The 26347-nt window shown below is 48.7% G+C and carries 21 protein-coding genes and 3 pseudogenes; 12 read left to right on the top strand and 12 right to left on the bottom strand.

The features are described 5' to 3' along the window. The coding region (locus JOY44_RS28885) for a glycogen debranching enzyme N-terminal domain-containing protein (RefSeq protein ID WP_171576866.1) at window positions 1-1384 on the bottom strand (1384 nt) is incomplete at its 3' end. Between the two features lie 496 nt (window positions 1385-1880). On the opposite strand from JOY44_RS28885, the gene JOY44_RS28880 reads away from it, so the two are divergent. After that, window positions 1881-3056 carry a hypothetical protein gene (locus tag JOY44_RS28880; protein WP_171576865.1) on the top strand — a complete coding sequence of 392 codons (1176 nt, stop codon included), beginning with the start codon at window positions 1881-1883 and terminating at the stop codon, window positions 3054-3056. 139 nt (window positions 3057-3195) lie between these two features. On the opposite strand, the gene JOY44_RS28875 is transcribed toward JOY44_RS28880, so the two are convergent. The 8 genes and pseudogenes from JOY44_RS28875 to JOY44_RS28840 form a co-directional block, all read right to left on the bottom strand. Next, window positions 3196-3747, bottom strand: a complete 552-nt coding sequence (locus JOY44_RS28875) for a Uma2 family endonuclease (RefSeq protein ID WP_171576864.1) — start codon at window positions 3745-3747, stop codon at window positions 3196-3198. Between the two features lie 23 nt (window positions 3748-3770). After that, window positions 3771-4880 (bottom strand): VOC family protein, encoded by a 1110-nt coding sequence (locus tag JOY44_RS28870; protein WP_171576863.1) that lies wholly within the window; start codon window positions 4878-4880, stop codon window positions 3771-3773. Window positions 4881-4882: 2 nt separating this feature from the next. After that, window positions 4883-5758, bottom strand: coding sequence for a hypothetical protein (locus JOY44_RS28865; RefSeq protein WP_171576862.1), 876 nt, complete (start codon window positions 5756-5758; stop codon window positions 4883-4885). 29 nt (window positions 5759-5787) lie between these two features. After that, window positions 5788-6003, bottom strand: a pseudogene (locus JOY44_RS28860) (GMC family oxidoreductase); the annotation flags it as partial. A 98-nt stretch (window positions 6004-6101) separates the two neighbouring features. Further along, the gene (locus JOY44_RS28855; protein WP_171576861.1) at window positions 6102-7421 is read right to left on the bottom strand and encodes a 2Fe-2S iron-sulfur cluster-binding protein; all 1320 of its coding nucleotides are present in this window, start codon (window positions 7419-7421) and stop codon (window positions 6102-6104) included. Window positions 7422-7503: 82 nt separating this feature from the next. Then, window positions 7504-8328 carry an MIP/aquaporin family protein gene (locus tag JOY44_RS28850; protein WP_171576860.1) on the bottom strand — a complete coding sequence of 275 codons (825 nt, stop codon included), beginning with the start codon at window positions 8326-8328 and terminating at the stop codon, window positions 7504-7506. After that, the gene (locus JOY44_RS28845) at window positions 8328-9125 is read right to left on the bottom strand and encodes a glucose 1-dehydrogenase (RefSeq protein WP_171576859.1); all 798 of its coding nucleotides are present in this window, start codon (window positions 9123-9125) and stop codon (window positions 8328-8330) included. Before JOY44_RS28845 ends, JOY44_RS28850 begins: the two co-directional genes overlap by 1 nt. Window positions 9126-9335: 210 nt before the next feature. Next, complete coding sequence (locus tag JOY44_RS28840) at window positions 9336-9869, bottom strand: DM13 domain-containing protein (protein ID WP_171576858.1); 534 nt, start codon at window positions 9867-9869, stop codon at window positions 9336-9338. A gap of 322 nt (window positions 9870-10191) precedes the next feature. Here JOY44_RS28840 and JOY44_RS28835 point away from each other — a divergent pair, with 322 nt between their 5' ends. From JOY44_RS28835 to JOY44_RS28785, 11 genes and pseudogenes are all read left to right on the top strand, one after another. After that, window positions 10192-11748 (top strand): GMC oxidoreductase, encoded by a 1557-nt coding sequence (locus JOY44_RS28835; protein WP_171576857.1) that lies wholly within the window; start codon window positions 10192-10194, stop codon window positions 11746-11748. A gap of 468 nt (window positions 11749-12216) precedes the next feature. Further along, complete coding sequence (locus JOY44_RS28830; RefSeq protein ID WP_171576856.1) at window positions 12217-12846, top strand: GNAT family N-acetyltransferase; 630 nt, start codon at window positions 12217-12219, stop codon at window positions 12844-12846. Window positions 12847-13163: 317 nt separating this feature from the next. Beyond that, window positions 13164-13421, top strand: a pseudogene (locus JOY44_RS28825) (cation:proton antiporter); the annotation flags it as partial. 267 nt (window positions 13422-13688) lie between these two features. Continuing rightward, entirely contained in the window at window positions 13689-15023 is a 1335-nt protein-coding gene (locus JOY44_RS28820) for an SWIM zinc finger family protein (RefSeq protein WP_171576855.1), read from the top strand. After that, window positions 15007-16578 carry a DUF5691 domain-containing protein gene (locus JOY44_RS28815; RefSeq protein ID WP_171576854.1) on the top strand — a complete coding sequence of 524 codons (1572 nt, stop codon included), beginning with the start codon at window positions 15007-15009 and terminating at the stop codon, window positions 16576-16578. The genes JOY44_RS28820 and JOY44_RS28815 overlap by 17 nt, the downstream gene beginning before the upstream one ends. Window positions 16579-16655: 77 nt before the next feature. Next, window positions 16656-17810, top strand: a complete 1155-nt coding sequence (locus JOY44_RS28810) for an ATP-binding protein (protein WP_171576853.1) — start codon at window positions 16656-16658, stop codon at window positions 17808-17810. An 11-nt stretch (window positions 17811-17821) separates the two neighbouring features. After that, a complete protein-coding gene (locus tag JOY44_RS28805; protein WP_171576852.1) occupies window positions 17822-20203 on the top strand; it encodes a DUF5682 family protein in 2382 nt (793 codons plus the stop codon). Further along, window positions 20200-21339, top strand: a complete 1140-nt coding sequence (locus tag JOY44_RS28800) for a VWA domain-containing protein (protein ID WP_171576851.1) — start codon at window positions 20200-20202, stop codon at window positions 21337-21339. The genes JOY44_RS28805 and JOY44_RS28800 overlap by 4 nt, the downstream gene beginning before the upstream one ends. Before the next feature lie 50 nt (window positions 21340-21389). After that, window positions 21390-22219 (top strand): IS1 family transposase gene (locus JOY44_RS28795; protein WP_171572121.1). Its coding sequence is split into 2 segments (ribosomal slippage): window positions 21390-21731 and window positions 21734-22219, totalling 828 coding nucleotides; the frame shifts between segments, so codons are not numbered across the junction. Between the two features lie 824 nt (window positions 22220-23043). Continuing rightward, complete coding sequence (locus JOY44_RS28790; RefSeq protein WP_171573305.1) at window positions 23044-23553, top strand: helix-turn-helix domain-containing protein; 510 nt, start codon at window positions 23044-23046, stop codon at window positions 23551-23553. Further along, a complete protein-coding gene (locus JOY44_RS28785; RefSeq protein WP_171572047.1) occupies window positions 23547-24116 on the top strand; it encodes an IS630 family transposase in 570 nt (189 codons plus the stop codon). Before JOY44_RS28790 ends, JOY44_RS28785 begins: the two co-directional genes overlap by 7 nt. Before the next feature lie 89 nt (window positions 24117-24205). On the opposite strand, the gene JOY44_RS28780 is transcribed toward JOY44_RS28785, so the two are convergent. The 3 genes and pseudogenes from JOY44_RS28780 to JOY44_RS28770 all read right to left on the bottom strand — a co-directional run bounded on the left by JOY44_RS28780 (window position 24206) and on the right by JOY44_RS28770 (window position 26273). Next, on the bottom strand, window positions 24206-24514 hold the full coding sequence (locus JOY44_RS28780) for a hypothetical protein (protein ID WP_171576850.1): 309 nt from the start codon (window positions 24512-24514) through the stop codon (window positions 24206-24208). A gap of 231 nt (window positions 24515-24745) precedes the next feature. Beyond that, window positions 24746-25219, bottom strand: coding sequence for a hypothetical protein (locus JOY44_RS28775; protein ID WP_171576849.1), 474 nt, complete (start codon window positions 25217-25219; stop codon window positions 24746-24748). Further along, window positions 25201-26273: pseudogene (locus tag JOY44_RS28770) on the bottom strand (IS630 family transposase). Before JOY44_RS28770 ends, JOY44_RS28775 begins: the two are co-directional and overlap by 19 nt. Between the last annotated feature and the right edge of the window lie 74 nt (window positions 26274-26347).

Genomic DNA, 26347 nt, shown 5'->3' with positions numbered 1-26347 from the left:
GCGCATTGATCTCTATCGGTTTACCAATGCGTGGTGTCACGACCCAATCACCCACTTTGGCATCCATCCAGGTCAATTGCACCCCTGCTTCGCCCGCGTAAAGTAAGCCGTCGGCTGAATCCAAGTGAATGTTGTAGCGAGTGCCGCGACAGTGCCAATCGATCATGTCTGCTAGCACCGGGAACAGTTCTCGTAATAACTCATCATCGTCTGTGGCATTGTAGTAAAGGCGAAGCGCCTCAAAATACCAGAGGGTTGCATCGACCGTATTATATTCCGGTTGCTCATCGGCATCGGGGAAACGATTGGGTAACATTCCTTGATCAACATAATTGGCAAAGGTGCGAAGAATGGCGCGAGCAATTTCGGCTCGTCCGGTGGCGATCGTCAACCCCGGTAAGCTGATCATCGTGTCGCGCCCCCAGTCCCCAAACCAGTGATAGCCTGCAATGATGGTTTTGCCACTCGGTTCATCCGGTAGCGGGCGATCGACGATGAACTGATCCGCCGCTAACACCAAACGATTGACCCAGGCTGGTGTGTTGCCATGATTGCCATTGCCTGGTTGATTGCCTTTCCACAGATTGATCAACCGTTGCTCTTGAGTACGGCGTAATTTGAGTGCTGTTTCTCCATCCAGGTTGGGCTGCTTTTCGGTGCTGGCAACAAACGTCACGGCTTCGCCCGGATGAAGCGTGACTTCAAAGGTGGCGGCGTGCAGGTGATCTTCGCGATCGCTTAATCCCCGATACTGCTCAATCGCTAACTCAAAGTTGTAATACCAGTTGTGCGCTGGGGTTACCGTGGCGCGATCACTCAATAGGTAAATCGGTGTTGCATCCGGATAAGCAATCACGCTAATTCCCTGACTAATCGGATCAATGCTCATCCCCCAGCCATTACTTTGAGTGCTACCGTGGTAGTCACGATAATTGACCAAGGCTTTCAGCGTCAGTGTCAGCGGTTGGGTCGCACGCTTGAGTGTGTATTGAACATAGGTGGTGTTTGCTCCCTGCTGCATCCAAATTCGCTTTTCCACTAGAGCATTCGCGTAAGCAAAGCGCCACGTTGGGATTGTCCCTTCTAGGGTGAAGCGCTCAATGTGTCGGTAACCCTGGGGCGCAACAATATCATTTGCCCAACGATCGGTATAAAGGGCGTAAGCTTGCCCGTCATACAATGCCATTTCATCCAGCTTAGTTAGGAGCAAGGTGCGACCCAGCGGTGGCTTCAAGGCGGCTACCAGTAAGCCGTGATAGCGACGGGTAAGTAATCCAGCAACCGTGCCAGACGCATAGCCACCCATCCCATTCGTGACAATCCACTCGCGTGTTTCTGCATGGCTAAGGTCACCGCAAATTTCTCGCCCAAATTCAATACACATGACGAACCACCTCGCTGGGAGCACTCATTGGAGTATCGAGGGCGATCCTCAGAATGCTCTGAGAGCAGGCTGAAACCTGAATAAGAAAACAATTCTGTTAGGTCAATCTTGGTAAAGAGATGATGTTCCATTCTGGACCAGATAAAGGCGGCTTGTTAATCGAAAGCAGTCGGCAACATCACCATCACGCTTATGCCAACATTCCTGATCGAGCAATTTCTTTGGGCGCTCTTGCATAACAAGTGTGGAGGAGTAGTGCACGGTGCGTTTAATAGCACATGCGATCGCGTCCGTAGTAAACCTGAAACTATACAGAAAGATTCTGCCTATCCACCTTCAGCAGGGTACGATACGGAAAGATTCTACCTGAGCGCTAGATTTGGGGTGCTATGCCGAATCATTCTGCCTATCTACCCACTGTGAGATCTTAGGCGGAAACTTTCCGTCTATTAATCGTTAGCCTACTTTATTGAAAGCTCTTTTCAGATAGATAAGAATGGCATTAGTCAAACTTCAAGCAGAATTTTCTCAGCTTCAAAGTCTTTATTTCTCAAGTTTTTATTCTGCCAAAATAGCTATAAAAAGCTTAAAGATTGAGAAAAAAGATGGAAGTCGAAATTTTGACGAACCCATCATAAGTACATCGAACTCCAAGAAATACAATATTCCAAATGGCTATACAATTCACAAATTCTTAGGGAGACGATACTTAAAACAAGTTAGAGAGGTTATTTTTGTCAGGGTCATCTCTTCTCTCGAAGTATTTTTAATTGATTCTGTGAAAACATTGTTTATGTCGCGCAAAGACCTTTTTAACAGAAACGAAAAGGTCGAGTTTAATTACGGAGAACTTTTAAGCGCAGATTCAATCACTGAAATATGGGCTAAATTGATCCAGCGAGAATGCCGGAGGTTGCAAAATCAGGGCTTTCTTGAAATGAGAAAATTTTATCAACAACGATTACAAATAGACTTCAGCAAATCATCTATTGCGCTTAAAAAACTTGAAGAAATGCATGATAGGCGGCACTTACTTGTTCATCGGCTTGGCAAAACTGATGCTTACTATCGACATAAGTATTCTGATACCTCAGCACAACTTGAAATCTCAGAAGATTATCTTCTCGACGCATTGAGGACTATTGAGAATTTTGCATCGTACATTGAATCAGAAGTTATTAGGCTCTCCAAAATAGCCAGGAAAGCTAACTATAACCCTCGAAACTACCGGGTCAAAATTGAGTTAACGAACATTGAAGAAAAAGCAACTCTTATTCTTGATCCTGAATATAGAGTGACTCTAAATAATAGAGATTTTCTTCTGGACGAAATCATTGAATTTAGGATTGGAACCGATACAGAGTTGACATTGATTTTGGCAGGAGCAACATCAGATGTATGTGCTTACACAGAACAATTAAAAAGACTTGAAAATAAAAAACTTCTCGCCATTCAAGAAAGAGTAATTTTAAGCAAAGGATTTCAATGCTCCTTAACTGACGAACAGGTAACTGAAATTGCAAACAGGCTGCCTAAACAACCCTGGCCAAAGAACATCCATAAAGTCATTGCACAGGAGTTGGGATTTAGCAATAATCAGGTATCAACTGCGATTCTGCTCATCCTAGACAGTCCAGAAATGTTTGGAGCTGAGGATAAAATTAAAGGATGAAACGACACACTATAAATATAGTCCTGTTTTCCGGAGATACTTACAAAAATAGCCTCAGTAGGCTAGCAACCGCAATGCACCGGAACTTTGAACATAATGGTTGGTAACAGAAGGTGTCTAAGTCCAGTGATTGCGATCGCTAGGGATTTAAGATAGCTTCAACGACGATCGCCAAATCAGGGAAAGCCAGTGGGTTAATTGTTCCACTGATGAGGGTTTGTTGGGAGGCATATGCACCATTCTGCGGATCGCGAAACACAATGAGTTGCATTGCTTTCAAATTTACAACCCAATATTCTGGAATACCAGCCTCGGCATAGATCTTACTTTTGACATCTAAATCTTTTTCCAACGAAGACTCAGCATATTCGATCAGCCAAAAGATATTTTCAGGATAGGGATGGTGCGATCGATATTCGCGTCCCAGCCGTTGCACGATCGCAATATCTGGTTCTGGTTCTGAGTCGTTGGGTAGCGTAATCGGGCTGTCCTGACGAACCTTAGCGCGGCTTCCTAGCACCTCTGTGAGATATTCATCTGCCTCATTTCGAGAGTAGGCATGGGGTTCGCCTTCAATTGCCATTTCAACAATTTCTCCGTTCAGCAGTTCTACCCGCCGATCGGCTAAAATGCCTACTGCAATCATGCGGTGATAGTCATCCAGACTCCACTTAACTGTTGTGACTGTCATGGCTGGTTTCTCTGGCGATGGCTTTACTTTAGCATATCGGTCTTCTCAACCAAACGCAGCGGATGACCGTCTGGATCGCGTACCAGCATTCCTTTTCTGAAGCCTAATGCTTGCTGAGGAAGGGTGACAACACTGGGAGAAATAAAGGTGGTTTGATTGAGCCGTAACCGATCGGCAATCGCCGTTACATCCTTCACCACCAGCGTCGTTTGCCAGTGTAGTAAATCATTCGGTTTGGCATCCGTAGGGAGCGATCGTCCATCCTTCGGTTCCAGGTATTCCAAAAACTCAATGCCAGGTCCACCGGGAGAGCGTAACCCGGTAATGTGCAGTCGTGCGCCTTGCACATTGTTGAGATGCTCCTGCTCGGTGCCAGCGTTCATACTTTCCCCTGCCACTTTGAAACCAAGCAAATCCCGGTAGAACTTGAGGCTGGCTTGGGTGTTAGAGACCACGATCGCGGTATGGTCAATACCCAAAAATAGCTGATTCGTTGCTTTCTGCCATTTTGGATCGCCCTTTCCCGGTGGAAAATAAATAATCTCTAAATTGTGTCCATCCGGATCTTTGAAATAAAAGGCGCGAATGCCTGCGGCAGCTTGATTGGAGTCAGGAATGCGTTGGGGAGCGGTAGACGCATGTTGCACTTTGTATTTGCGTAAGTGTTGGTAGGCTTTGTCCATATCGCTCACCGCGATCGCAATATGTTGAAACCAGCGATCGTTACTGCGCGAATCAATGGGAATCGGTCGCCCTTTTGGTGTCAGGTATTCCGTCAACTCAATCACTTCATTGCCTAGTTGCAGCTTAACGACCCGTAACCGCACTCCAAATAGTCCTTGCAGTTGCTCATACTCTGTACCCAAAACTTCTACATCTGCAACTTTCTTAAAAGATAAGACATTGGAGTAGAAATCGACTGCCTGATCCATATCTGAAACCGTCATGCCCACGGATTCTACGGCAATGACAGTGTTCTGCACTGTCTGTCGTTGAGCTAATTGAGTCAAGCTGGCGGCGCGCTGCCGAGGTGTTTGGGAGCCTGCCTGAAGTTGCGATGCCGCAACAATCACTGCAAAGGCAACCGCAGCGAGGAGCGATCGTTTGAATGTTTTAGTGAGTTGTGTAGGCATCTTCAAACCTCAGCAGACGATTCGGGCTTGAGGAGAGCGATTGATGTACTCAATGCAGTATGTAAGAACACCTCAACCTGCTGCTGTTGGGCTTCAGCACTGACAGACTCAGCGAGTCGAGAAGCAGGCAGTGCAGCCCCAACCCAATGCTGAGTGTGCCAAAAACCATGACCGTCAAGGGCAGGCAGGCTGACTGCGTCTGGATAGGGGTAAGGAGACACATACCAATACGGTTCGTGATAACTGGTGTCTCCGGGCGATAATCCCACTCCGACGGTGAGCGGGCTACCGTTTTTAGTGCCGGGAAGCATGATCAGCGTTGCCATATCAAAGTGATGCGGCCAGATCCGGGCAGCAGTCGCATCCTCTGTCGTCGCAATGATTGCCTGAAAGAGCAGATCAGTATTGGCATAGTAGTTTGTCAACTCGCTTAAGACCAATGGTTGACTGGCATCAAAATCCGCACCGTGGGCAAGGGGATGATCGGGAAAGTCATCATGTGGATAATCCAAAAACACAATCTTGCTGGCATCGACACCCAGTTGAGAAAGCTCTTGTTGAAGCCAGCTCAGCCCTGCTGCCATTGTTTTTTCAGGCAATGGGAAAGAGGCGATCGTTTCACTCTGCTGATCCAACACAATTAATGTGAGGCTGACTGGATCAAGTGCCACTTGAAACGGCTTTGCTGCTTGAATGGCAGAGCCAACAAACACTTCTAAAACCGGATGCCATGCCAAACTAGTATGGCTGTAGTCCGGGAGCGGTTCTGCCAATGCCGCGCCTGTAGCTGCAATAAACTGGATGGCATAATGCAGTTGCAGCCTACTTTCTACTAATTCATCGGGGGGAATTTTAGCGATCGCCTGCCATTCGTTCATTGTTTTTACTCCGTTAATTAATCGTTGTTCTATTTCATGCGATCAATGAGATGCTCTCCAATTCGTAGGGCATTGGCAATAATGGTCAAAGTTGGATTCACTACGCCACTGGAGCAGAAGAAGCTCTAGTCGGTAATGTAGAGGTTGTCAATATCATGGGTGCAGCAATTCAGATCTAGCACTGAGGTAGTGGGGTCGCCGCCAAACCGACAGGTGCCAACCTGATGCCCAACGCCATCTAGCGGCAACCTGCCTGTATAGGTTTGACCCGCATCCACGAAGTAAGAGTAGGAGGTTTGGCAAGCATCTAGCCAGATCGCAACTCGTTTGTCTAAACCTACTCCTACAAATCAAGGACAACTTTTGAGGTTTTGGGTTTAGAGATGCAAATCAGTACCGAACCATCCTCAACAGTTGCTGTGGGCATTGTTTGGTACTCCACTTCACCTTCTAGAATTTTGCACTCGCAAGTGCCACAGATTCCTTGACGACAACTGTAGGGAGGGTTCAAACCATTGGTTTCGGCAAAATCCAGAATGCTATCGGCATCAGTTTGCCAGGTAATTGTTTGATTCGATTGGGCAAAGACAATTTCCGCTGCTTCAACATTGTCATCATTCACTTCAGCAATTGGGCGATCGCTGGCTGTCTTACTTGCCTTTGTAAACATCTCAAAGAAGACTCGGCTTTCAGGTACACCGACCTCTTTCAAGCCTGCGCGAATCGATTCTAGAAATGGGGGCGAGCCGCATAGAAAGTACTCTGCTTCTTGTATAATCAAGGATTGAATTAAGTCAATATCCACATAGCCAGTACTGTGGTAATAACCAGTATCTTCCCCTCTCGGACGACTGTAGGCATAATGAACCGTTAGATTGGGATTTTGTGCTGCGATCGCATCCACCTCTTCTCGAAAGGCATCGAAGCTGCCATCACGCGCACCATGTAGAAACCAGAGAGGACGGTTTGGATTGAGACGAGCCACCGCTTTTGCCATACTCATCATGGGTGTAATACCAACACCATTACTGATTAGCACCGCAGGTATAGCCTTTTGCACATCGAGAATAAACTTACCGCTGGGTGGTTTTGCTGGAATCACCGAACCTTCATGAACCTGATCATGCATAAAATTTGATGCAATTCCCGGCATCACATCTAATCCTGGGGGCATCGGTTCCCGTTTAATCGATAAACGGTAATAATCGCAAGGTTCGGGATAGTCCGATAGCGAATAGGTACGAATCACCGATCTTGCCTGTCCGGGAATATCCAGCTTAATGGTCAAAAATTGCCCTGGTTGGAAGTTGGGAATGTCGCCCTTATCTTCTGGCTGCAAGTAGAAGGACGTAATTTCCTCACTTTCTTTGACTTTGCGAACAACCACAAAGTTGCGCCAGTCTTTCCAGATGGTACTGTCGGTGGTTTGAGTGGGTTGGGCAGTTCGCTGATTCCCCTTACTTTTAGAAGCAAAGCCAAACAATGCACCACACCCTGCTCCAATGAAAGACGCATATACGGCTGTCTTATAGGCAGATTCGTCTTTCGACTTGGTTACACCAATTGCGATCGCAGAAGTGAGGGTAATCACCGAGAGAGTTGTAAATGCTGCGGTTAAACTTCTGACGAATGGATTTTGAATTCTTCCCAAGCTTTCAAACATACTTCACTCCTGATGAATACTGAGTTGGCGGCTATCCAGCGGCGATTGGAAAATAGAAGACCAGGCAACAAATGACTAACCTCTACACCAATTTGTCGCTCAACATCTGCGATCCATTACCCATAGCTTGCTCTCGATAGCCGCAGCGGAAGATACAGCGTTTATTGTTGTGATGGTGGAGTTTGGCACAGCGCACCGCTTTCCTTCCCCTCAAACGAACATAGACCTCAGAGGCTGACCACATCCCCAACAACGGTGCAGTGAAATAAACCCAGATGGCTGTCCAGTTGTGAGCGGGAATTGCCGAGGCTAATGTGCGGGCAGGATTCATGCTCATGCCTGATAGGGGAGCTTCTAAGGTGATATAGATGGCAATTAACATCCCTGCAAATATCCCAGTAAAGCGCGCCAGTTTGGGTGTATTTGAAACCACTAGAATCATCATCATGACACCAAAGGAAATGATGAGTTCTGCTAGAAATGCAATCCCTACTCCACTGGCTCCAGGAATGGTGACGATATAACCGACGGTGGGATGAGCGATCGCATCTCCCAGAATCTTCGCTGCCAATAGCACGCCCAATAAGGCACCGACAAATTGTGCCACGATGTAGAAGAGGGCATCCATGCGTTTAATCTTGCCGAGTCGGAAGAAGGTGAGGGTGACAACAGGATTGATGTGTGCTCCAGACTGTTTGCCCCAAGGGGAATAGATAATGGCGATCGCCGTCAATCCCATCGCCACCCCAATGATAAAACGGCGTAGGAGTGGGTCAGGAATTGCCTGGTGAATCAGCGAGGCTGGATGCTCCAGGACTGCTGTGACGATACTGGCAGAAATCATGAAAAGTCCCAGACCCGCAGCTTCCATCAAATATTCCGGATAATGGCGGCGTAGAACGTTCATTACTGCTCCTGATAATTCCAAAGCAACCCACCATCTACAAAGAACGTGCTGCCTGTGATGTAGTCCGCATCAGATGAAGCCAAGAAGGCAACGAGAGAAGCAACGTCTTGTGGTTGTCCTAAACGACCCAGTGGAATGTTTTTGAGCAATGCACCTAACTTTTCTGGGTCATTTAGCAGCTTGGTATTAATTGGAGTTTCAATTGCCCCTGGAGCCACGTTGTTAATCGTGATGCCCAGCGCGCCCAATTCCACTGCCAGATTTCGGGTAAGCATTTTCATTCCACCCTTGCTGACGCAGTATGCCGTGAAATTTGGGAAAGGCAAATCCTCATGGACAGAACTGATGTTGATGATTTTGCCGGGTCGTTTAGTTTCCAGCAGATGTTTCACAAACGCCTGTGTGGCAAAAAATACACCCTTCAAATTGACATTCAGTACCGCATCGTAATCTGCCTCAGTGACTTCCCAAAAGGGAGCATGTTTTTCGATGCCAGCGTTGTTGACTAAAATATCGAGCTTGCCAAAATGTCCAATGCTTTCTGTGATCAGTTCCCGTACTATACCCACACTACCCAAGTCGGCTTGAATTGTGTGACCACGGGAGTGAGGGCACTCTGCCATATAGCACTTGCCACCGATCGCCTTCACCTTCTCCAGAGTTTCCTCAGCGCCTTCCGGGTGGGAGCGATAGTTGATCACAACATCAGCTCCCGCCTGTGCAAGCCGGAGGACAATTCCCTGTCCAATCCCTTGACTACCGCCTGTAACCAGAGCAACTTTACCTTCGAGTGTCATGGATGTTCTCCTTATATAGCGATCCTATTTGATTGTGAAACCTTACTCATTGGGCGGTAACTAATGACCAATGACCAATGACTACTAACAATCATTCCTCAATGTTCACCAATCATTTAGCACTGCTATAGATGTTATTTGTCACTTATCGTTAGTTGTTTGTCGTTTGCGTTTTATAAGAACCAATGACTACTAACTACTGACCAATAACTATTGACTAGCCAATTTGGCAGCCCCAAAAGTTGCGTTGAACTTGCGGCACCAGATAACAGCAGATTCGTATTCTGCTAAGTTGACATTCGTAGGAATAGCGTACCGTTGAGCACCACTAAATTTTTGCAAGGGTGCCAGAAGCGTATAATCGCCTTCCTTCAATGGATATGCAGGTGGTTTAGTGGAACCGAGTACATCACTGGAACGATGCAAAATCACAACCAGATCTGGTCCCATATCGGAGGTTTTAAATCCCTCATTAAGTTCTAAAAATGCTTTACCAGCTTGAGTGATAATGCGAGCCACTCCTTGAGTAGGATGTTCTCCGGGGGCAAAGCTTCCAAATCTAACAGTTGTTGGATTTGCAGTATTCGTTGATTGGGCAATTGACTCTGATTGAGCCGATTGTGCAGGAGGAGTGGTGGCTACAGGAGTGGGATTTTCAGTGATCCGTTGTTTAGCAGCTTCTCCGGCACAACCGACTAGCATTAGAGAAACCAGACCGAACGTTACCCAACGCTTTAATTTCATCAGAAACTTCCTCAGTATGACATTAGGATGTTTGTGTTTTCAGATGCACCATTTATTGTGACTGGAAGTGGCGATCGTCAAATGATAAGCGCCTAAGGAAATCAGTCTAAAAAACTGATATTTCAACGCAAAAACTTTTAGACGCTTTTCAGGAAACTCTCATTTAGATCAGTTTGAGTGGAGACACTTAGTGATTTTTCACAGTCAGGCGGACAGGCAGGATTAGTTTTTGAATTTCAACAGCCGCCGGGTGCGTGCAATCAAAGCATCTACCCTATTCACTGCCAACAGTGACAGATAAACGATCACCCCCATCACCCCTATGACTACATCCCATTACGACCTGATTATCGTCGGTACTGGCGCAGGCGGTGGCACTCTTGCCTATCGTCTCGCGCCCACGGGCAAAAAGATTTTGATCCTGGAGCGAGGACCATTCTTGCCCAGAGAGAAAGAGAACTGGGACACCGTGCAAGTTGTACAGAAAGACCGTTACCATACCTCAGAAATCTGGTATGACAACAAAGGACAGGCAATTCATCCCGGAGTGGGTTACTTTGTGGGTGGCAACACCAAAGTCTACGGCGGTGCCCTATTCCGTTGGCGAGAACAGGATTTTGATCAGGTGATCCACAAGGGTGGCATCTCTCCCGAATGGCAACTTAAGTACAAAGACTTTGAGCCTTATTACACCCAGGCAGAACAGCTTTACGAAGTGCATGGTCAGCGCGGGATAGACCCAACAGAGCCTTCTGCAAGCGAGGCTTATCCCCATCCCGCTATCAGGCATGAACCACGCATTCAGGAGATTCACGAGTCATTGCAGCATCAGGGCTACCATCCCTTTTATCTGCCGTTAGCAATTAAGTTAAATGAAGTGAATCGCCGTTTGAGTGCCTGCATTCGCTGCAATACCTGTGATGGTTTTCCCTGTTTGGTAGATGCAAAAGCGGATGCGGATGTCAACTGTATCCGTCCAGCCGAGCAATATCACAATGTCACGCTGCTGACGGAAGCAAAGGTCACGCGATTACACACCAGCCCTTCAGGGCGAGAAGTCACAACCGTAGAAGTCGAAATGAATGGCGAAAGTCATTTGTTTTCAAGTGATATTGTCGTGGTTGCCTGTGGTGCCATTAATTCTGCTGCTCTGCTATTGAAATCAGCTAATGACCAACATTCCAATGGGCTGGCAAATAGTTCCGATCAGGTTGGTAGGAACTTAATGAAGCACCAGAACGGAGCCATTATTGGAGTCACCAGAAAATCGAATTTGACGACTTTTCAGAAAACATTAGCAGTCAATGATTTTTACTGGGGGGATGAGGATTTTGATTATCCGATGGGTCATGTGCAATTGCTAGGCAAAATCAATGCCGACATGATTGCCCAGAAATCTCCTTCAGTGCTGGGTCTGTCGTTTCGAGAACAGCATGCTTTTGAGGCGATCGCATCTCACTCAGTCGATTGGTGGCTGACGGCGGAAGACCTACCGGAGCCAAATAATCGCGTCACGTTGCACGGTGATTCAATTCAATTGAGTTACACTGAAAACAATACTGAAGCTTACAATCGCCTTTTAAATCGATGGATCGGAGTCCTCAAAAGCATTAACTGCGGTGAGCGAATTATTCCTGCGTCCTTCTATTTCCGCAAAAAGCTATCGTTGCAAGGAGTTGCCCACCAGTGCGGAACCTGCCGTTTTGGCGAAGATCCCACCACCTCAGTGCTAAATCTCAACTGCCGCACCCATGACGTGGATAATCTCTATGTGGTGGATGGGAGTTTCTTCCGCTCAAGTGCCGCTGTGAATCCTACGCTGACAATTATTGCGAATGCACTGCGAGTGGGTGATCATTTGATTGAATTGATAGGATGAGAGCATGATATTCAGGCATCTTTGGTTTGTATCCCATCAAATGTACAAGGATCAGATTGTCATTGAATCCTTGGCTAGAAACATACCAAATGACACCACTAAAAACTACATTCATTCAACTTAGGCGTATGGCAACGATTCGTGTAAAAAAGGGTCATATCTGCTGGAGAAGTATCAATACTTACCAAAATTGCTAATCGGTCAGGCAACTCATCATTTTACTAATAGGCTTGTAGAGCTTGAATAGTTGCGAAACGAGCAATTAGTCATCCACAGAATCGACATCGTAGGTGGGTAAACAGGCCAGGATTACGCTTGTAGCATGAGATTTTCTGTACTACTTAAGTCCCGTTGTAGTCCAATCAGGCTGTAGTAGGCTGCTGAAGTAATTTGCATCAGCGTCTGGATTGGGAACGGGGGGTGCTGTAGAGACCCTTACCAGGTTCAGCAGCAGGAGTTCCAACTACTATGCCAGTAGAACATCTCAGTCCAGCCTATCGAATTCATACTGGACGACTGGTTATCCGCTGTTGGAATCCAGCAGATGCACCGTTGTTATCAACCGCGATCGCCCAAAGTTTAGAGCATCTTAAAGTCTGGCTACCGTGGGCGCGGGAGGAACCCAAAGATTTGCAGCAGCGAGTGGCCTGGCTCAGGCAATCTCGTGGCGAGTTCGACTTAGGACAGAACTTTAACTATGGCATCTTTAATCTTGACGAAACGCAAGTGCTGGGAGCGATCGGGCTGCATACTGACAGCTACGACGATGCGCTAGAGATTGGGTACTGGGTTGATGCCCATCACATCAATCACGGGTTAGCAACCGAGGCGGCAGCGGCTTTGACTAAAGTTGCCTTTGAGGTGAACCAGGTGACGCGAGTAGAAATTCACTGCGATCCAACTAACCTCGCAAGCGCAGCGGTTCCACGCAAAGTGGGCTTTACTCATGAAGCAACCCTGCGGCAGCGCGAAGAAGATCATGAGGGATGCAAACGAGACTCGATGGTTTGGTCGTTGTTTGCAGAAGATTACCCAAAGAGTAAAGCGGCAGCAGCCAGAGTTGAGGCATTTGACGCGATGGGGCAAAAAATTCTTTAATTCCTTCGGGTCACTTCCCCGCAGCTTGCTGCGTCCGGAGAATACAGCGTCCGAAGGGTGCTGTTTAACGGAATCGAGCCGCGAAGCGTGCGGAAGTTTATCATAATCGCCTGAAACGTAGACTGAATAAGCACTCTAGCGTCGATGCCAATTATAAGTGGCGCGATGCTTACCTAGTTCGATAGCCTTGAGTAACCTGGTGATAACTCCGTTGATCACTAATCTGTTGATTGACTGCTGACAGGGCTACATCAACTGAAGCAGCTAAAAAAGAATCATAGCAGCCGACCTGCTTCTAAACTTGTGTAAAAGCAAGCGTGGTGTCCTACTTCGCCAAACTGATTGAGATTGAACCGATCATTGGCGCGTTTTTGACAGGCATTGCGATTACACAACTGATTCCGCAACTCAGACCGCTCATGAATCGGATTCAGTTTATTAGCAATACTCTGTTTGTGCCGTTCTTCCTGATTTCGGCGGGGATGCTGGTCAATCCGCTGATTTTGTTTCAGGAGCCGCGATCGCTCGTGGTGTCTGCGGTAATGGTGGGGGTCGCGATCGCTCAATTCTTTCCCCTGCTTGACAGCAAACAAAGCACCGAGCTACCCAGAAAACTACCCACAATTTCGAGGTCGTTCTCCTTCAAAACCAAAAGCGACATTCAACAAGCCGTAGTATGCGGAAGCTTAGCCATGCTGTAACGCAAAAATTCCAGCAATTTACTCTTGCAATCATATATAGTACATTTGAACCAAGCGCTTCGTAAGAATACGGATGACACACCTCAGCCAAAAACGTTACGAAGGCGTTGGGACATTGCATAAGTTTAACGGGGAGTTTCTATGCCTGCCCAATGGACAGCAGATCAGATCTTAGCGCTGGCACCCGATGCCGCTTCTGCAAAAAATGGGCGTGGGTTGGCAACTCGTCAGAAATGGGGTTCTTTAGGTCGGCAGCAGTCCGTGATTTGGGGAGAGTGTCAGGGAAGTGGCAAAAATCCCTATCAGGCACAGATTGATCTGAGCGAACCTGCGTTTCGTTGTAGCTGCCCCAGCCGTAAATTTCCCTGCAAGCATGGGTTGGGGCTGTTCTTGTTACTAGCAGAGCAACCGGGGGAGATGGTTGAGACCGATCCCCCTGTTTGGGTGGCAGACTGGTTAGCCAGTCGGTCACAGCGATCGGAGAAACAAGCAGAGAAGCAGGCGAAACGACAGGAACAGGCAGCCGATCCGATCGCACAAGCCAAGCGGGTAGCGGAACGGCAGCGTAAGGTGAGTGCAGGCATCCAGGAATTGCGCCTATGGCTAGAAGATCGGGTGCGGCAGGGATTGGCAACACTACCGCAGGAATCCTATCAGATGTGGGATACGATCGCCGCTCGCATGGTCGATGCTCAGGCTCCTGGTCTGGCACGACAGTTACGAGAACTGGCTGGCATCAGCCACACGGGTGCAGATTGGAGCGATCGAGTGCTGGAGCGATTGGGGCGGCTATATCTGCTCATCGAAGGCTTCGAGCGCATTGAAACCTTGCCAACCGCCGTGCAAGCTGACCTGCGGACTCAACTTGGCTGGTCACTGAATCAAGAGGCAGTCTTGACTGGGCAGGCTGACGCAGACCTTTGGCTAGTGGTTGGGCAACGCACCGAGGAAGAGGAACGGTTACGGGCACAGCGAACCTGGCTCTATGGCATTGCCACTCACACCTTTGCCCTCTTGCTGGATTTTGCCCACGGGCAACAACCGTTTGAGCAGAGCCTTTTACCAGGAACGTGTCTGGAAGCGGAGTTGGTGTTTTATCCCAGTGCTTATCCTTTGCGTGCCCTGATCAAAACTCGTCAGGAAGCGGTTGCCCTCCCAAAAACCCCACCCGGTACTGAGTCGATTACAGAGGCGATCGCTACCTATAGCAAGGCATTAGCGAGTTGCCCCTGGCTAGAACGGTTCCCTCTACTGCTGCAAGCTGTGATGCCACGGCAGGAGGAGAAAGGCTGGCTGCTGCAAGATCAACAGGGTGTAGTGTTGCCCCTCTCACGTCGCATGGAAGCAACTCAAGGATGGCAACTCCTAGCCCTGAGTGGAGGCTATCCCCTTTCGGTGTTTGGCGAGTGGGATGGCACGTTTTTAAATGTATTGAGCGTTTGGGTAAAGGATTCTTACTATGGCTTTGGCAACTGATTCTCCCTGGCGGACGATCGCCTCTGCTGCTTTGCTCGGCACAGAACGGCAACCGTTTCAGCTACCAAACATCTCAGGCAATTTAGGACACTACCTGTCTCAATCAAGCGATCGCCCCAACGAAGCGGCACTCCTCTCTGCGGTTGGGGTTGTGTCTCTACATCAGCACGTTGGATGGCTTCCCGAAGTGCGATCGATGGCTCAAGGAGAATCCTGTTCAGCAGAAGATCTTCCCCGGTGCAGTCCTCGTGCGGCGCGTTATTTGCAGCAAATTCTTGAGGGGCAGTTTCAGCATCTGTTGAGTGAGTGGTTAGAGAACGCTGCGATCGCTGGACAGCGTGTGCCTGAGATGCTGCTCCCATCGCTGCTAGACAAAGGACGACAGCAACGAGAATTGCGAGCGTCTGTTCTACCTGTTTTAGGACAACGGGGACGTTGGCTAGCCGCACAGAATTCGGATTGGAACTATGCAGTGGCTCTAACCACAGAAGCAGACTGGGAAACAGGAAAGCCATCAGCACGCTTGCTCTATTTGCAAGGTCTGCGATCGCACAATCCTGAGCACGCTAGAGAATTGCTGCAATCAACCTGGAAGCAAGAAACAGCAAGCGATCGAGCCAAATTCCTGGAAGCCTTCCGCATTGGACTCAGCCTGACAGATGAGCCATTTCTAGAAGATGGATTGGGCGATCGTAGTAAGGAAGTCCGGCGAGTTGCAGTAGATTTACTCGCGAGTCTGCCCGATTCACGCCTGTGCCAACAGGTAACAGAACACGTTTGCCGTTGCCTCATACTTGAACAAAACAAAGATTTATCTTTGCAGGTACAGCTACCTGAGCAGTTAGATAACACTTTGATACAGCTGGGAATTGAGCCAAAACTAACCGCTGCTGTTAATGCCAAAGTGGGTGAGAAAGCTTGGTGGTTGTTACAGATGATTGGGGCTACACCCCTCAACAACTGGACAGAGCGATGGCAACTATGCCCAGAGGAAATCGTCAAGCTGATCCAATCTCATGATTGGCAAATGGTTTTGCTAAACGGATTTGCTCTGGCAGCAAAACGTCAAACCAACAAGGTGTGGCTGGAAGCTATTTTCAAACTTTACTTCACCGACCAAGTATCAATTAGCGATGCTGCACTAATTGAAATCAGTGTCGAGGATCTATTTAAGACGCTTGCACCTGATCGACGTGATGCTCTCTTAATTGATCTGTTCCAGGTTTTTCACAGAAAAATCAATGATTCATTAACGATTTGGTTGCTTCGTTCCAGTGCCAAACTATGGAGCTTTGACTTAGCTCGTCTCGTTTTGGATGGTTTAGAAGAACATTTGGATCACACCAAAACTTCTTCAAATTCTGATTGGGAACTTAGATCTGCTCTCCAAGAATTTGCTCGTTTTATTCCAGTTAGCCTCACTTCAGAAGTCGTGCGGTTACGTGAAAGCCTAGCTAATGATTCTCATTGGATAAACAGCATGAATGATCTGATAGCGTTACTAGCATTTCGCAAGGAGATGGTACAGGCATTTGGACTGGGGGATGGAGGATAGGGGATGGGGGATGGGGAATAGCTAGCAAGTTTGGATAATTTTTCTGCATTAACTTTATCAACACCAGAGCATGAACTATGGCAACCACAAAATCTAAACCTCAACATTCCAATTCCCAACCCCCAACCCCCGACTCCCAACCCCCATCTCCCACTCCCTCTCTCCTCCGCGAACACGCTGAACAGCAATTTGCTCACGAACTCGAAGAACTTGCAAAAGCTGATACACGCCAACGCCCGCCAAATTGGAAGCTTTCCCCCTGGGCAGTATCAATCTACTTACTGGGAAGCAAACTGGACAACGGTTTTGAAGTAATTCCCAAATACATTGGCAATCGTCGTTTGATGGAAGTGGCGATCGCGACTCTTGCGACCGATCGCGCCTTGCTGCTGTATGGCGTTCCAGGAACAGCCAAGTCCTGGGTATCTGAACACTTGGCGGCAGCAGTTTCCGGTGATTCCACCAGGCTGATTCAGGGAACGGCTGGCACGAGTGAAGAAGCCATTCGTTACGGCTGGAACTATGCTCGATTGCTGGCAGACGGTCCTTCAATGGAGGCGTTAGTTGCCAGCCCCATGATGCGGGCAATGGCAGATGGAAAAATCGCTCGTGTAGAAGAACTCACTCGTATTCCTTCGGATGTGCAAGATACATTGATTACTGTTTTATCTGAAAAGATATTGCCGATTCCCGAACTGAACACAGAAGTGCAGGCGACCAAAGGGTTTAACGTGATTGCCACAGCGAATAATCGCGATCGCGGTGTCAACGAACTCTCTAGTGCTCTCAAACGTCGGTTTAATACGGTGATTCTACCTGTTCCCAATACGATCGAAGAAGAAGTCAGCATTGTTCAACAACGAGTGACAAGCCTGGGACGAGCCTTAGAACTGCCTGCTGAGGTGCCGGCTTTGGAGGAAATTCAGCGGGTGGTGACGATCTTTCGAGAATTGCGAAGTGGAGTCACCATTGATGGCAAAACAAAACTCAAATCTCCAACGGGAACACTCAGCCCAGCAGAAGCGATTTCAGTCGTGAGCAGTGGTATGTCCCTCTCAGCTCACTTTGGTGATGGCTCTCTAACGGCTAGTGATTTGATGTCTGGTTTAGTTGGAGCGGTTGTGAAAGACCCTGTTCAGGATCAGGTGGTCTGGAAGGAGTATCTGGAAACCGTTGTCAAGGAGCGGGACGGTTGGAAAGATTTGTATCGCGCTAGCCGTGCGATGCTCTAGGGGCACACCTTATGTCAATTCACATTTTTGGAATTCGTCATCATGGACCTGGCTCTGCTCGCAGTCTTTGTCAGGCGTTGACGCAACTTCAGCCAGATATTGTGCTGGTGGAAGGACCGCCTGATGCAGAGACAGTTTTACCGCTGTTGATTGATCCTCAGATGCGTCCACCTGTCGCATTGCTGGTTTATGCACCCGAAAACCCTCAGCAGGCAGCTTATTACCCTTTTGCAGTGTTTTCTCCAGAGTGGCAAGCCATTCACTATGGGCTGACTCAGCAGATTCCTGTCCGGTTCATGGATTTACCCCAAACTCATCGACTTGCAATGGGAATGGAAGATAAGGAACAGGAATTCGCGAATCAAGAACAGCCGTCGGAGGATGGAGAGCAAGCCGAAACAGAATCATCAAAAGTACTCCCCCAACCCCCAATTCCTAATCCCTATGATGATCCCTTGAGCCTTCTTGCCCAAGCAGCAGGATACAGCGATGGCGAACGTTGGTGGGAACATCTGGTCGAACAACGGCAGGATAGCACGGAGTTGTTTGCTGCCATTCTAGAAGCGATGAGTGTGCTGCGATCGCACATAGAAACTGATCCTCACTCCCAAGCCCCCACCTCCCAATCCCCACTGGAACCGTATCGAGAAGCCTACATGCGGAAGACCATCCGCGACGCAGAAAAGCAAGGTTTTCAACGAATTGCCGTTGTCTGTGGCGCATGGCACGCGCCTGCTTTGGCGACGATGCCATGCGCCACAGAAGATGTTGCCCTGCTAAAGGGACTCCCAAAACTTAAGGTTGAAGCGACCTGGGTTCCCTGGACATATGGACGATTGACGATTAGCAGTGGCTACGGAGCAGGAATTGCATCTCCTGGTTGGTATCAGCATTTGTGGGAAATGGGGAATAGGGGACGGGGGATAGGGGATAGGGGATGGGAAACAGATTCACCAGCTAACCCAACCCCCAACCCCCAACTCTCAATCCTCACTCCCTTCCACACCTCAATTCGCTGGATGACGAAGGTTGCTCGACTGTTACGAAAACAAGACCTAGATGCCTCTTCCGCCAGCGTCATTGAAGCGGTTCGATTAGCGGAAACATTAGCAGCATTGCGCAATCGCCCCCTTCCGGGTCTTCCTGAATTGAACGAAGCAACCCAGACGGTTCTTTGTTTTGGTGATGCACTGCCCATGCAGTTGATTCAGCAGCAGCTCATTGTGGGTGAACGATTGGGTAAGGTGCCTGCCGAAACCCCCATGATTCCTCTACAGCAGGATTTGCAGCGACAGCAGAAGCGACTGCGGCTTAAACCAGCAGCAACCGAAACAACGCTGGATCTGGATCTTCGTAAGCCTCTAGATTTAGAGCGATCACACCTGTTACATCGGCTCAACCTATTGCAGATTCCTTGGGGACGGCAACAGTCCACAGGTAACACGAAAGGCACCTTCCGCGAATCCTGGCAGCTCCAGTGGCAACCAGAGTTTGCCATTCACTTGATTGAAGCAGGCATCTGGGGCAATACGATTGAAACGGCTGCCACGACCTGGACATGTGATCGCGCCAATCAAGCCAACCTACCTGACCTCACGAAGCTGATTGATCAAACCCTGCTGGCAAACCTCCCCCAGGCGATCGTCCACCTGATGCGCTGTCTTGAATCAGAAGCGGCTCTGGCAAGCGATATGGCACATCTGATGAATGCTTTGCCGCCTCTAGTCAATGTGATGCGCTACGGTACAGTACGCCAGTTTGAAACGACAACGGTTGAGCATATCGTTAGTGGGCTGATCACTCGCGTTTGCATTGGTCTACCGCTTGCTGCGGCTTCTCTGGACGATGATGCGGCAACCCAAATGCATCAGCAGGTGAACGACATGAATGGAGCGATCGCGATCCTTCAACAACCAGATGCATTGGAAATGTGGCAACAGGTTCTTCTTCAACTGGTAGACCAGCAGGAGTTACATGGACTGGTCGCGGGGCGCTGCTGTCGCCTACTCTTTGAAGCCGGAGTTTTGCAGCCAGAAGCTACGGCACGACGACTGGGATTAGCACTCTCAACTGCCAGCGAACCGGCTCAAGCTGCCACCTGGATTGAAGGCTTTTTGGCAGGCAGTGGGTTGTTGCTGCTCCATAACTCAACGCTTTGGCAAGTTTTAGACGACTGGGTGACTCAGCTATCAAGTGAGACGTTTACTACAATTTTGCCGCTGTTGCGTCGCACCTTTTCTACCTTCGCTGCCCCTGAACGTCGTCAGATGGGAGAGCGAGTTCGGCAGGGAAATAGTCATACCCCTGTATTCGTCAAAGCAGGTTCGTTTGATAGCGATCGCGCCGATACCGTTCTCCCACTCGTTGCCCAATTACTTGGTATTGCACCATGACAGACTCTCCTTCAACAGAACGATTGAGACGCTGGCGGCTCATCCTCGGTGGTGGCGCAGCGGATGGCATTTGCGGTTCAACGAACGGCAATGGCATAGGAGGTGACAGCTTTAGTTTGGCAGGAGCAGACCAAGCGATCGATCAGACGTTGAGTGCGCTTTACGATGGCGATCGTCAAGGTGGACTGGGGGCTTCTTCTCCCAAAGTGGCGCGTTGGTTGGGTGATATTCGCACCTACTTCCCCACTTCTGTTGTAAAAGTGATGCAGCAAGATGCCTTGAATCGGCTGAACCTGCGCCAAATGTTATTGGAACCAGAACTGCTGGAGGCAGTAGAACCTGATGTACATCTCGTTTCTAACCTGCTGTCTCTGAGTGGAGTCATGCCCGGTAAGACAAAAGAAACTGCTCGAATTGTGGTCAGACGAGTCGTTGAAGATCTGATCCGCAAACTTGAAAATCCGACTCGGCAGGCAATTTTGGGTAGCCTTAATCGTTCCATGCGCAACCGTCGTCCCCGTCATCATGAAATTGATTGGCATCGTACAATTCGCGCCAACCTGAAACACTATCAGCCTGCTTACCGCACCATCATTCCCGAAACTCGGATCGGCTTTGGACGCAAACGTTCTGCCCTGCGAAACATCATTCTTTGTGTGGATCAGAGTGGTTCAATGGCAACCTCTGTTGTTTATGCCGGAATTTTTAGTGCTGTCTTAGCGTCCCTTCCGGCAGTGCAAACCCATATGGTTGTGTTCGATACGGCAGTGGTTGACCTGACTGACTTGCTGCAAGATCCCGTTGAGGTTTTATTTGGCACTCAGCTAGGCGGCGGCACTGACATCAATCAGGCACTCGCTTACTGTCAAGGACTCATTCGTCAACCACAGGATACGATCCTCGTGTTGATTAGTGACCTGTACGAGGGGGGTAACCAGGATGAAATGCGAAAGCGCGTCAGTAACCTCGTTGCTTCAGGAATTCAATTCATCACCCTGCTGGCACTCAATGATGATGGTGCGCCCTGCTATGACCATAGCAACACTCAATTCATGGCATCTCTGGGTATTCCTGCGTTTGCCTGTACGCCCGATCGCTTCCCCGATCTGATGGCAACCGCCATGATTGTGCGTTAAAGGATTGTGGGCTTGGTAAAGTAGGATCAATTCTTTCCCCTCAAGAAGCTATGGAATGCCGACTTTGTGGTCATCCTAAGTGTCATAAGCATGGCAAGCTGCCCAATGGACACCAACGCTATTTCTGCCCTCACTGCCAGCAAACCTTCTGTGAGAGCTTTGACACGCTGTACTACTGGCGACGAGTGAGTCCGGAACAAGTTCAGCAGGTGCTACAAGCTCATAGTGAGGGCAGCAGCTTACGAGGGATTAGCCGAATTACAGGCTTGGCATACAACACCGTGGTCAGTATTGTTCGGGCATCGAGTGCCAAGGCTCAGCTAATTCATAACGACCAGGTCAAGCAAGTGGCAACCGCAGAGGTGAGTGCGGATGAGATGTGGTCTTTCGTGCAAAAAAACAGAAGCAATGTCTTTCCAATGAATTAGAAGTGGGAGACTGCTGGATAGGTCTGAGTTTAGCGGACTCCAGTGGACTGATTTTAGCGGCACGAGTGGGCAAGCATACAGACGAACTTATTGAGGAATTGGTAATTAGTACACAGGGAAAAACGGCTTGCAAACAGTGGAACAGTGATGACTGGGGAGGCTATGAACGAGTCCTTCCGCCTGAAATTCTGCACTATGTTGGCAAAGACAAAACGCAGCGCTTAGAGCGAACCAACGGCATCGTCCGACAACAAACTGCTCGATGGCACCGCAGGCAAAACAAGTTCGGCAAACGGTGGGAGCAAACGAAAGTGACAACACGCTTAGTAGTCAGCTATTTCAATTGGATTTGGCGGCATAGTCGATTCAAAACAACTGCGGCTCAACGAGCAAAACTGGCTGAGCAGCCTTGGACCTGGCAGGATGTCGTTACCTACCCCACAATCCTTTAGTGCACTACCACCGCCATTAACCGTCAAGATCTCAATCAGTGGGCAGCACAGCAGATGACCTAGCTTCGCTACAGTGTTGTGAAAGAGGCTGAACCATCATTTGCTAGCACCTTTCAAAGCAGATTTTCATCCGAAAAATTTCGGAATCGGCAGAGAATAATTCTGCGCTACTGATTTGCTAATAAGGGTTATCAGAGTTTGAGAGGGGTGAAAACTCTAAAAGTTATAGTGAATTGCGTATGGTTAGACTAAGCCAGACGGGCGACTAACCATATCCCAATTAATCTGCAAAAAATTTGTGCAAAGCTAAGCAAGCATAGTTCGCTGTGTCATTATTGATCACCAAAAGCTCGGAAGAGCCTAATGTAGTTGACATTTGATACATTCATCAGATCAGCCAATCTGTCGATCACCCTACCCCTTTGAATGACTCCCAAACTGTTACAACGGCAGAAACACCGATGCTCCTGCTTGCCCTTCTGCTGGGGGGTGCAATGAACCCAGTGGCCTTAAGAACGGTTGAAAGTACTTTCAGGTCTAAGTTTTGAGTTTTGATCGCCTTCACGCCTTCAGACTTTGGACGGCGTTTGGACTAACCACCTCAAAGGTGGCAGTCAGCACAAGAAGGGCTTGTACCAGTGGGGTGAACGGAGCGACTGGAGCAATTCATCCAGGCGTTGTTTGAGCAGTCAGGCAGTGTTTTACTGTCAGCTGACCGGTTCCTCTTATGCTTTAAGTTACAGCTGCAGGAAAACTGATACCAATTTAAATTGAGTAAGCGGCAAATGGACTAGACTGAGCGGAGTTGTTTGGAGAGTCTAGTCATGGCAGGTGTAACGTCAATAGACGTGAAAGAAAGTTTGGATGACTTAGCTCAACAGTTGCGGCAAGCCGAAACGCCAAGCGCTAAAGAACGATTGCAAGTGCTCTACTGGTTGAAACAAGAGAATGCGCCGAGCATTAGTGCGATTGCCAAAGCGGTCGGGAAACATCGAAACACGGTGCAAAGCTGGCTATTGATGTATCGCACTGGAGGAGTGGGGGCGATGCTAGAAATCAAGAAATCGCCGGGGGGAGTGCGAGTGATACCCCAATGGGCAGAGGATGCTTTGGCAAAGCGGTTACGACAGAGACACGGCTTTCAAAGTTATGGAGCAGTACAACAGTGGTTGGCAGAAACCTTGGGAGTAGAAGCGGAGTATCACGCGGTCTACCAAATGACCCGCTATCGGCTCAAAGCCAAGCTAAAGGTTGCTCGTCCTCAAAATTGCCAGCAGGATAGTGAACAGCGATCTGCTTTTAAGCAAACCTCAAGGGCGACCTCAGCTTGCTGAGTCAGTATGCTCGCCACCGGGGGCAGGATGAACGTCCCATTCGCTATTTTGCTCAGGATGAGAGTCGTTTTGGACTGCATACTCTGATGGGACGATTGATCACGGCGTGTGGCATCAAACCGATTGGGCAGTGGCAGTGGTTGTTCAAAGCGTTCTGGCTCTACGGGGCGGTTGAACCTGCCACGGGAGAGTCCTTTTTTCTGCAATTTTCTCATGTTGATACCGAGTGTTATCAACGATTCTTGAATGAATTTTCCAACGCTTATCCGGATAGTCTGAACGTCTTGCAAGTGGATAACGGGCGGTTTCACAAGGGTAAAGCGTTGGTGGTGCCAGAGAACATCATCTTGTTATTCCAACCGCCTTACTGCCCTGAGCTAAATCCTATTGAGAGGTTGTGGGAACATCTCAAGGCAAGTTTGAAGTGGGCTGCGTTCAAAACGCTCGACCAACTACAAGTCAAAATCGATCAACTCCTGGCTGAGTTAACACCACAAGTAATTGCTTCTCTCACAGGTTATTCCTTTATCCTGGATGCCCTATCTGCCTTGAATACTGTTTAAATTGGTATGAGCACGCCGTTGGTTATGCAAAAAAAACATTACTCGCTCGGCCCTAACTTTGCTCGTTAAGTTTTGCTCGATGCTCAAGGTCAGTCCCCCTCTAGATAAGCTTCGAGAAATTGCACTAGCTCCTTCACTCGTAAAACCTTATGCCCAGAGTGGACATATTTGCGGGGTGGCGGTGAAGTTACCTGGTTCTTCTTCACCTGCTGGTTAACTTTTAAGGATGTAGGATTAACCACCACAATATCTCCGCAACCGTTGTCGAGCTTTTTCACAATCTCTAAAACGGTTGCCGCAAAAACTTCTGGAATGCGCACCGTTCGAGTCGGCTCATGGTTCCAGGGTGAAGGACGCCCGCCACCCGCTCTAGCACCGCCGCGACCAGATTTAACCATCTTACTGCCTCCTAGTTCTGACACAAATTCAACGCAAGAATCAACCTTTTAGGCACTGTCACAAAAGCCAGAGTTATATTTAAATGCTTTTTTAGGCTTTACTAAAGCCTTTCTGGATTTGACACATAATTGTTAAAAAATAGTAAGATTTTCTACTAAATTCAGACCCCTTATAGGGCAGGGGTTTCAGTTTGATCTGCGAAAAAGTCCCCACATAGTTAGGCTGAATAATTAGTGTTGAAGTCGGGCATTCGCCCCTCCGATGCGCCCATCGCCTGCTTGCGGGTTGATGCCGTGCAGGTCCATCGCTTTTCGCACGAGCTGGAAGTCTTGAGTAATGGCAATGTCGGTCATGGCAATACCGCTGCCGCCTATATCTGCCATCACGGCGGTGCCGCCCTGGTTATCACAGACCACGGAACCGGGTGCGAGGCTTAACCCAGTCGCAGGATTAACCACTTTTCCACCGGGGTAAACGTTGCCAAATTTGGTGGCATTGCTGGCAGATACCAGGAAGGTGCTACAGCCCTTCATCAGGCGCATATCAGCGGTTTTAGCTTCAGCAGCGACTTTCTCAGCGTCTAGTTTCTTGAGTTCCTGTTCGGTAGAGATGGCGGCGGCTCGGTCTCGAACCTGGCTAAGCCGTTCTAATACGGAATTGCGGAAGGCAGTACTTTTTGACCAGATTAAATTGCTTGAATCCAATCAAAGCCCACTTTGCCTTGAACTATCACAGGATGCTGCATCAACCATTGGCACCGCTTGACTAAGACATCCTCTAAAGCATCAAGATTGTCAAACACTTGATTAGCGATTGCTTCGCGCAGCAAAGACCAGACACATTCAGTGGGTTGCAGTTGGAGGGTATAGGGCAATAGCGGGTAGAAGAAAATGCCGGGGGCACCTGAAGTTTTTGGCTCATATGCCACGCGGCCTGATCAACCAATAGAATGATCAACTGCTGACGATGGGGATTGACCTGAGCCGCAAATAGCTCTAACGCCATCTGCATCATGGAGACATTGGCACGGGGCAATAAAAGGAAGTAGCTCGCTCCAGTGGCAGGATGGACAAAACCATAGGTGTAGACCCATTGATAGCGGCGAGAATGATGCGCTGATGGGCGTTCTCCTATGGGTGCCCAAACCCGCCTGACAATGGGTTGCAAGCCTAATCGAGCTTCGTCTTCCGCCCAAATTACAATCTCCCGATTGGGAAACAACGAGCGCAACCACGCCACATGACCTGCTAATCCTGCTTTGAACTCTGCTTGCTGCTCAAGGGTTGCGCTTTGATGATGCACCGGACGCGGCACCTGCAAGCTCAACCCCAAACGTCGTAGATACTTCCAGGCTGTTGAGGGGTGTAAGCAAATGCCAAAGTAGGTTTCGATATACTCCCCAACTTTCGGTCCACTCCAGAGTCCGCCATCATCCGGGGCACTCTGTAAGCGTTGCCGCAATAGCCGTTGCTGTTCATCACTTAAAGCCAACCGATTGCCCCCAGGGTTCAAGCGTTGCCGATTGACTAGTCCGACCGCACCCTCGGCGTTGTAGCGACGGGCAATTTTCCGCACTCCACTACAACTGAGTCCACAAATCTCAGCGGTTTGTTCGATGCTCATCGGAGTCTTTGGATGACTGAGCAATCGAATCACCAACCAACGGTTTTTCTCGCCAGCATCTTGGCACTGAACATACCGCTGAGTTAGATCTGCGTAGTCTAGATGAGGGCTAATTTGAGTGCGGGGTCGAGGCATGGACAGAGTACCTTTTTCATCTTGCTAAATGATACTCCCCTACTCAATTCCGTATAACGCAGCGAGGGTCAAAT

Origin of the sequence: Leptolyngbya sp. Cla-17 (genome assembly GCF_016807185.1) — a bacterium.
Taxonomy (GTDB): domain Bacteria; phylum Cyanobacteriota; class Cyanobacteriia; order Leptolyngbyales; family Leptolyngbyaceae; genus ULC077BIN1.
Note: the sequence above shows the minus strand (reverse complement) of the source record. Positions and strands in the feature narration are given on the sequence as shown.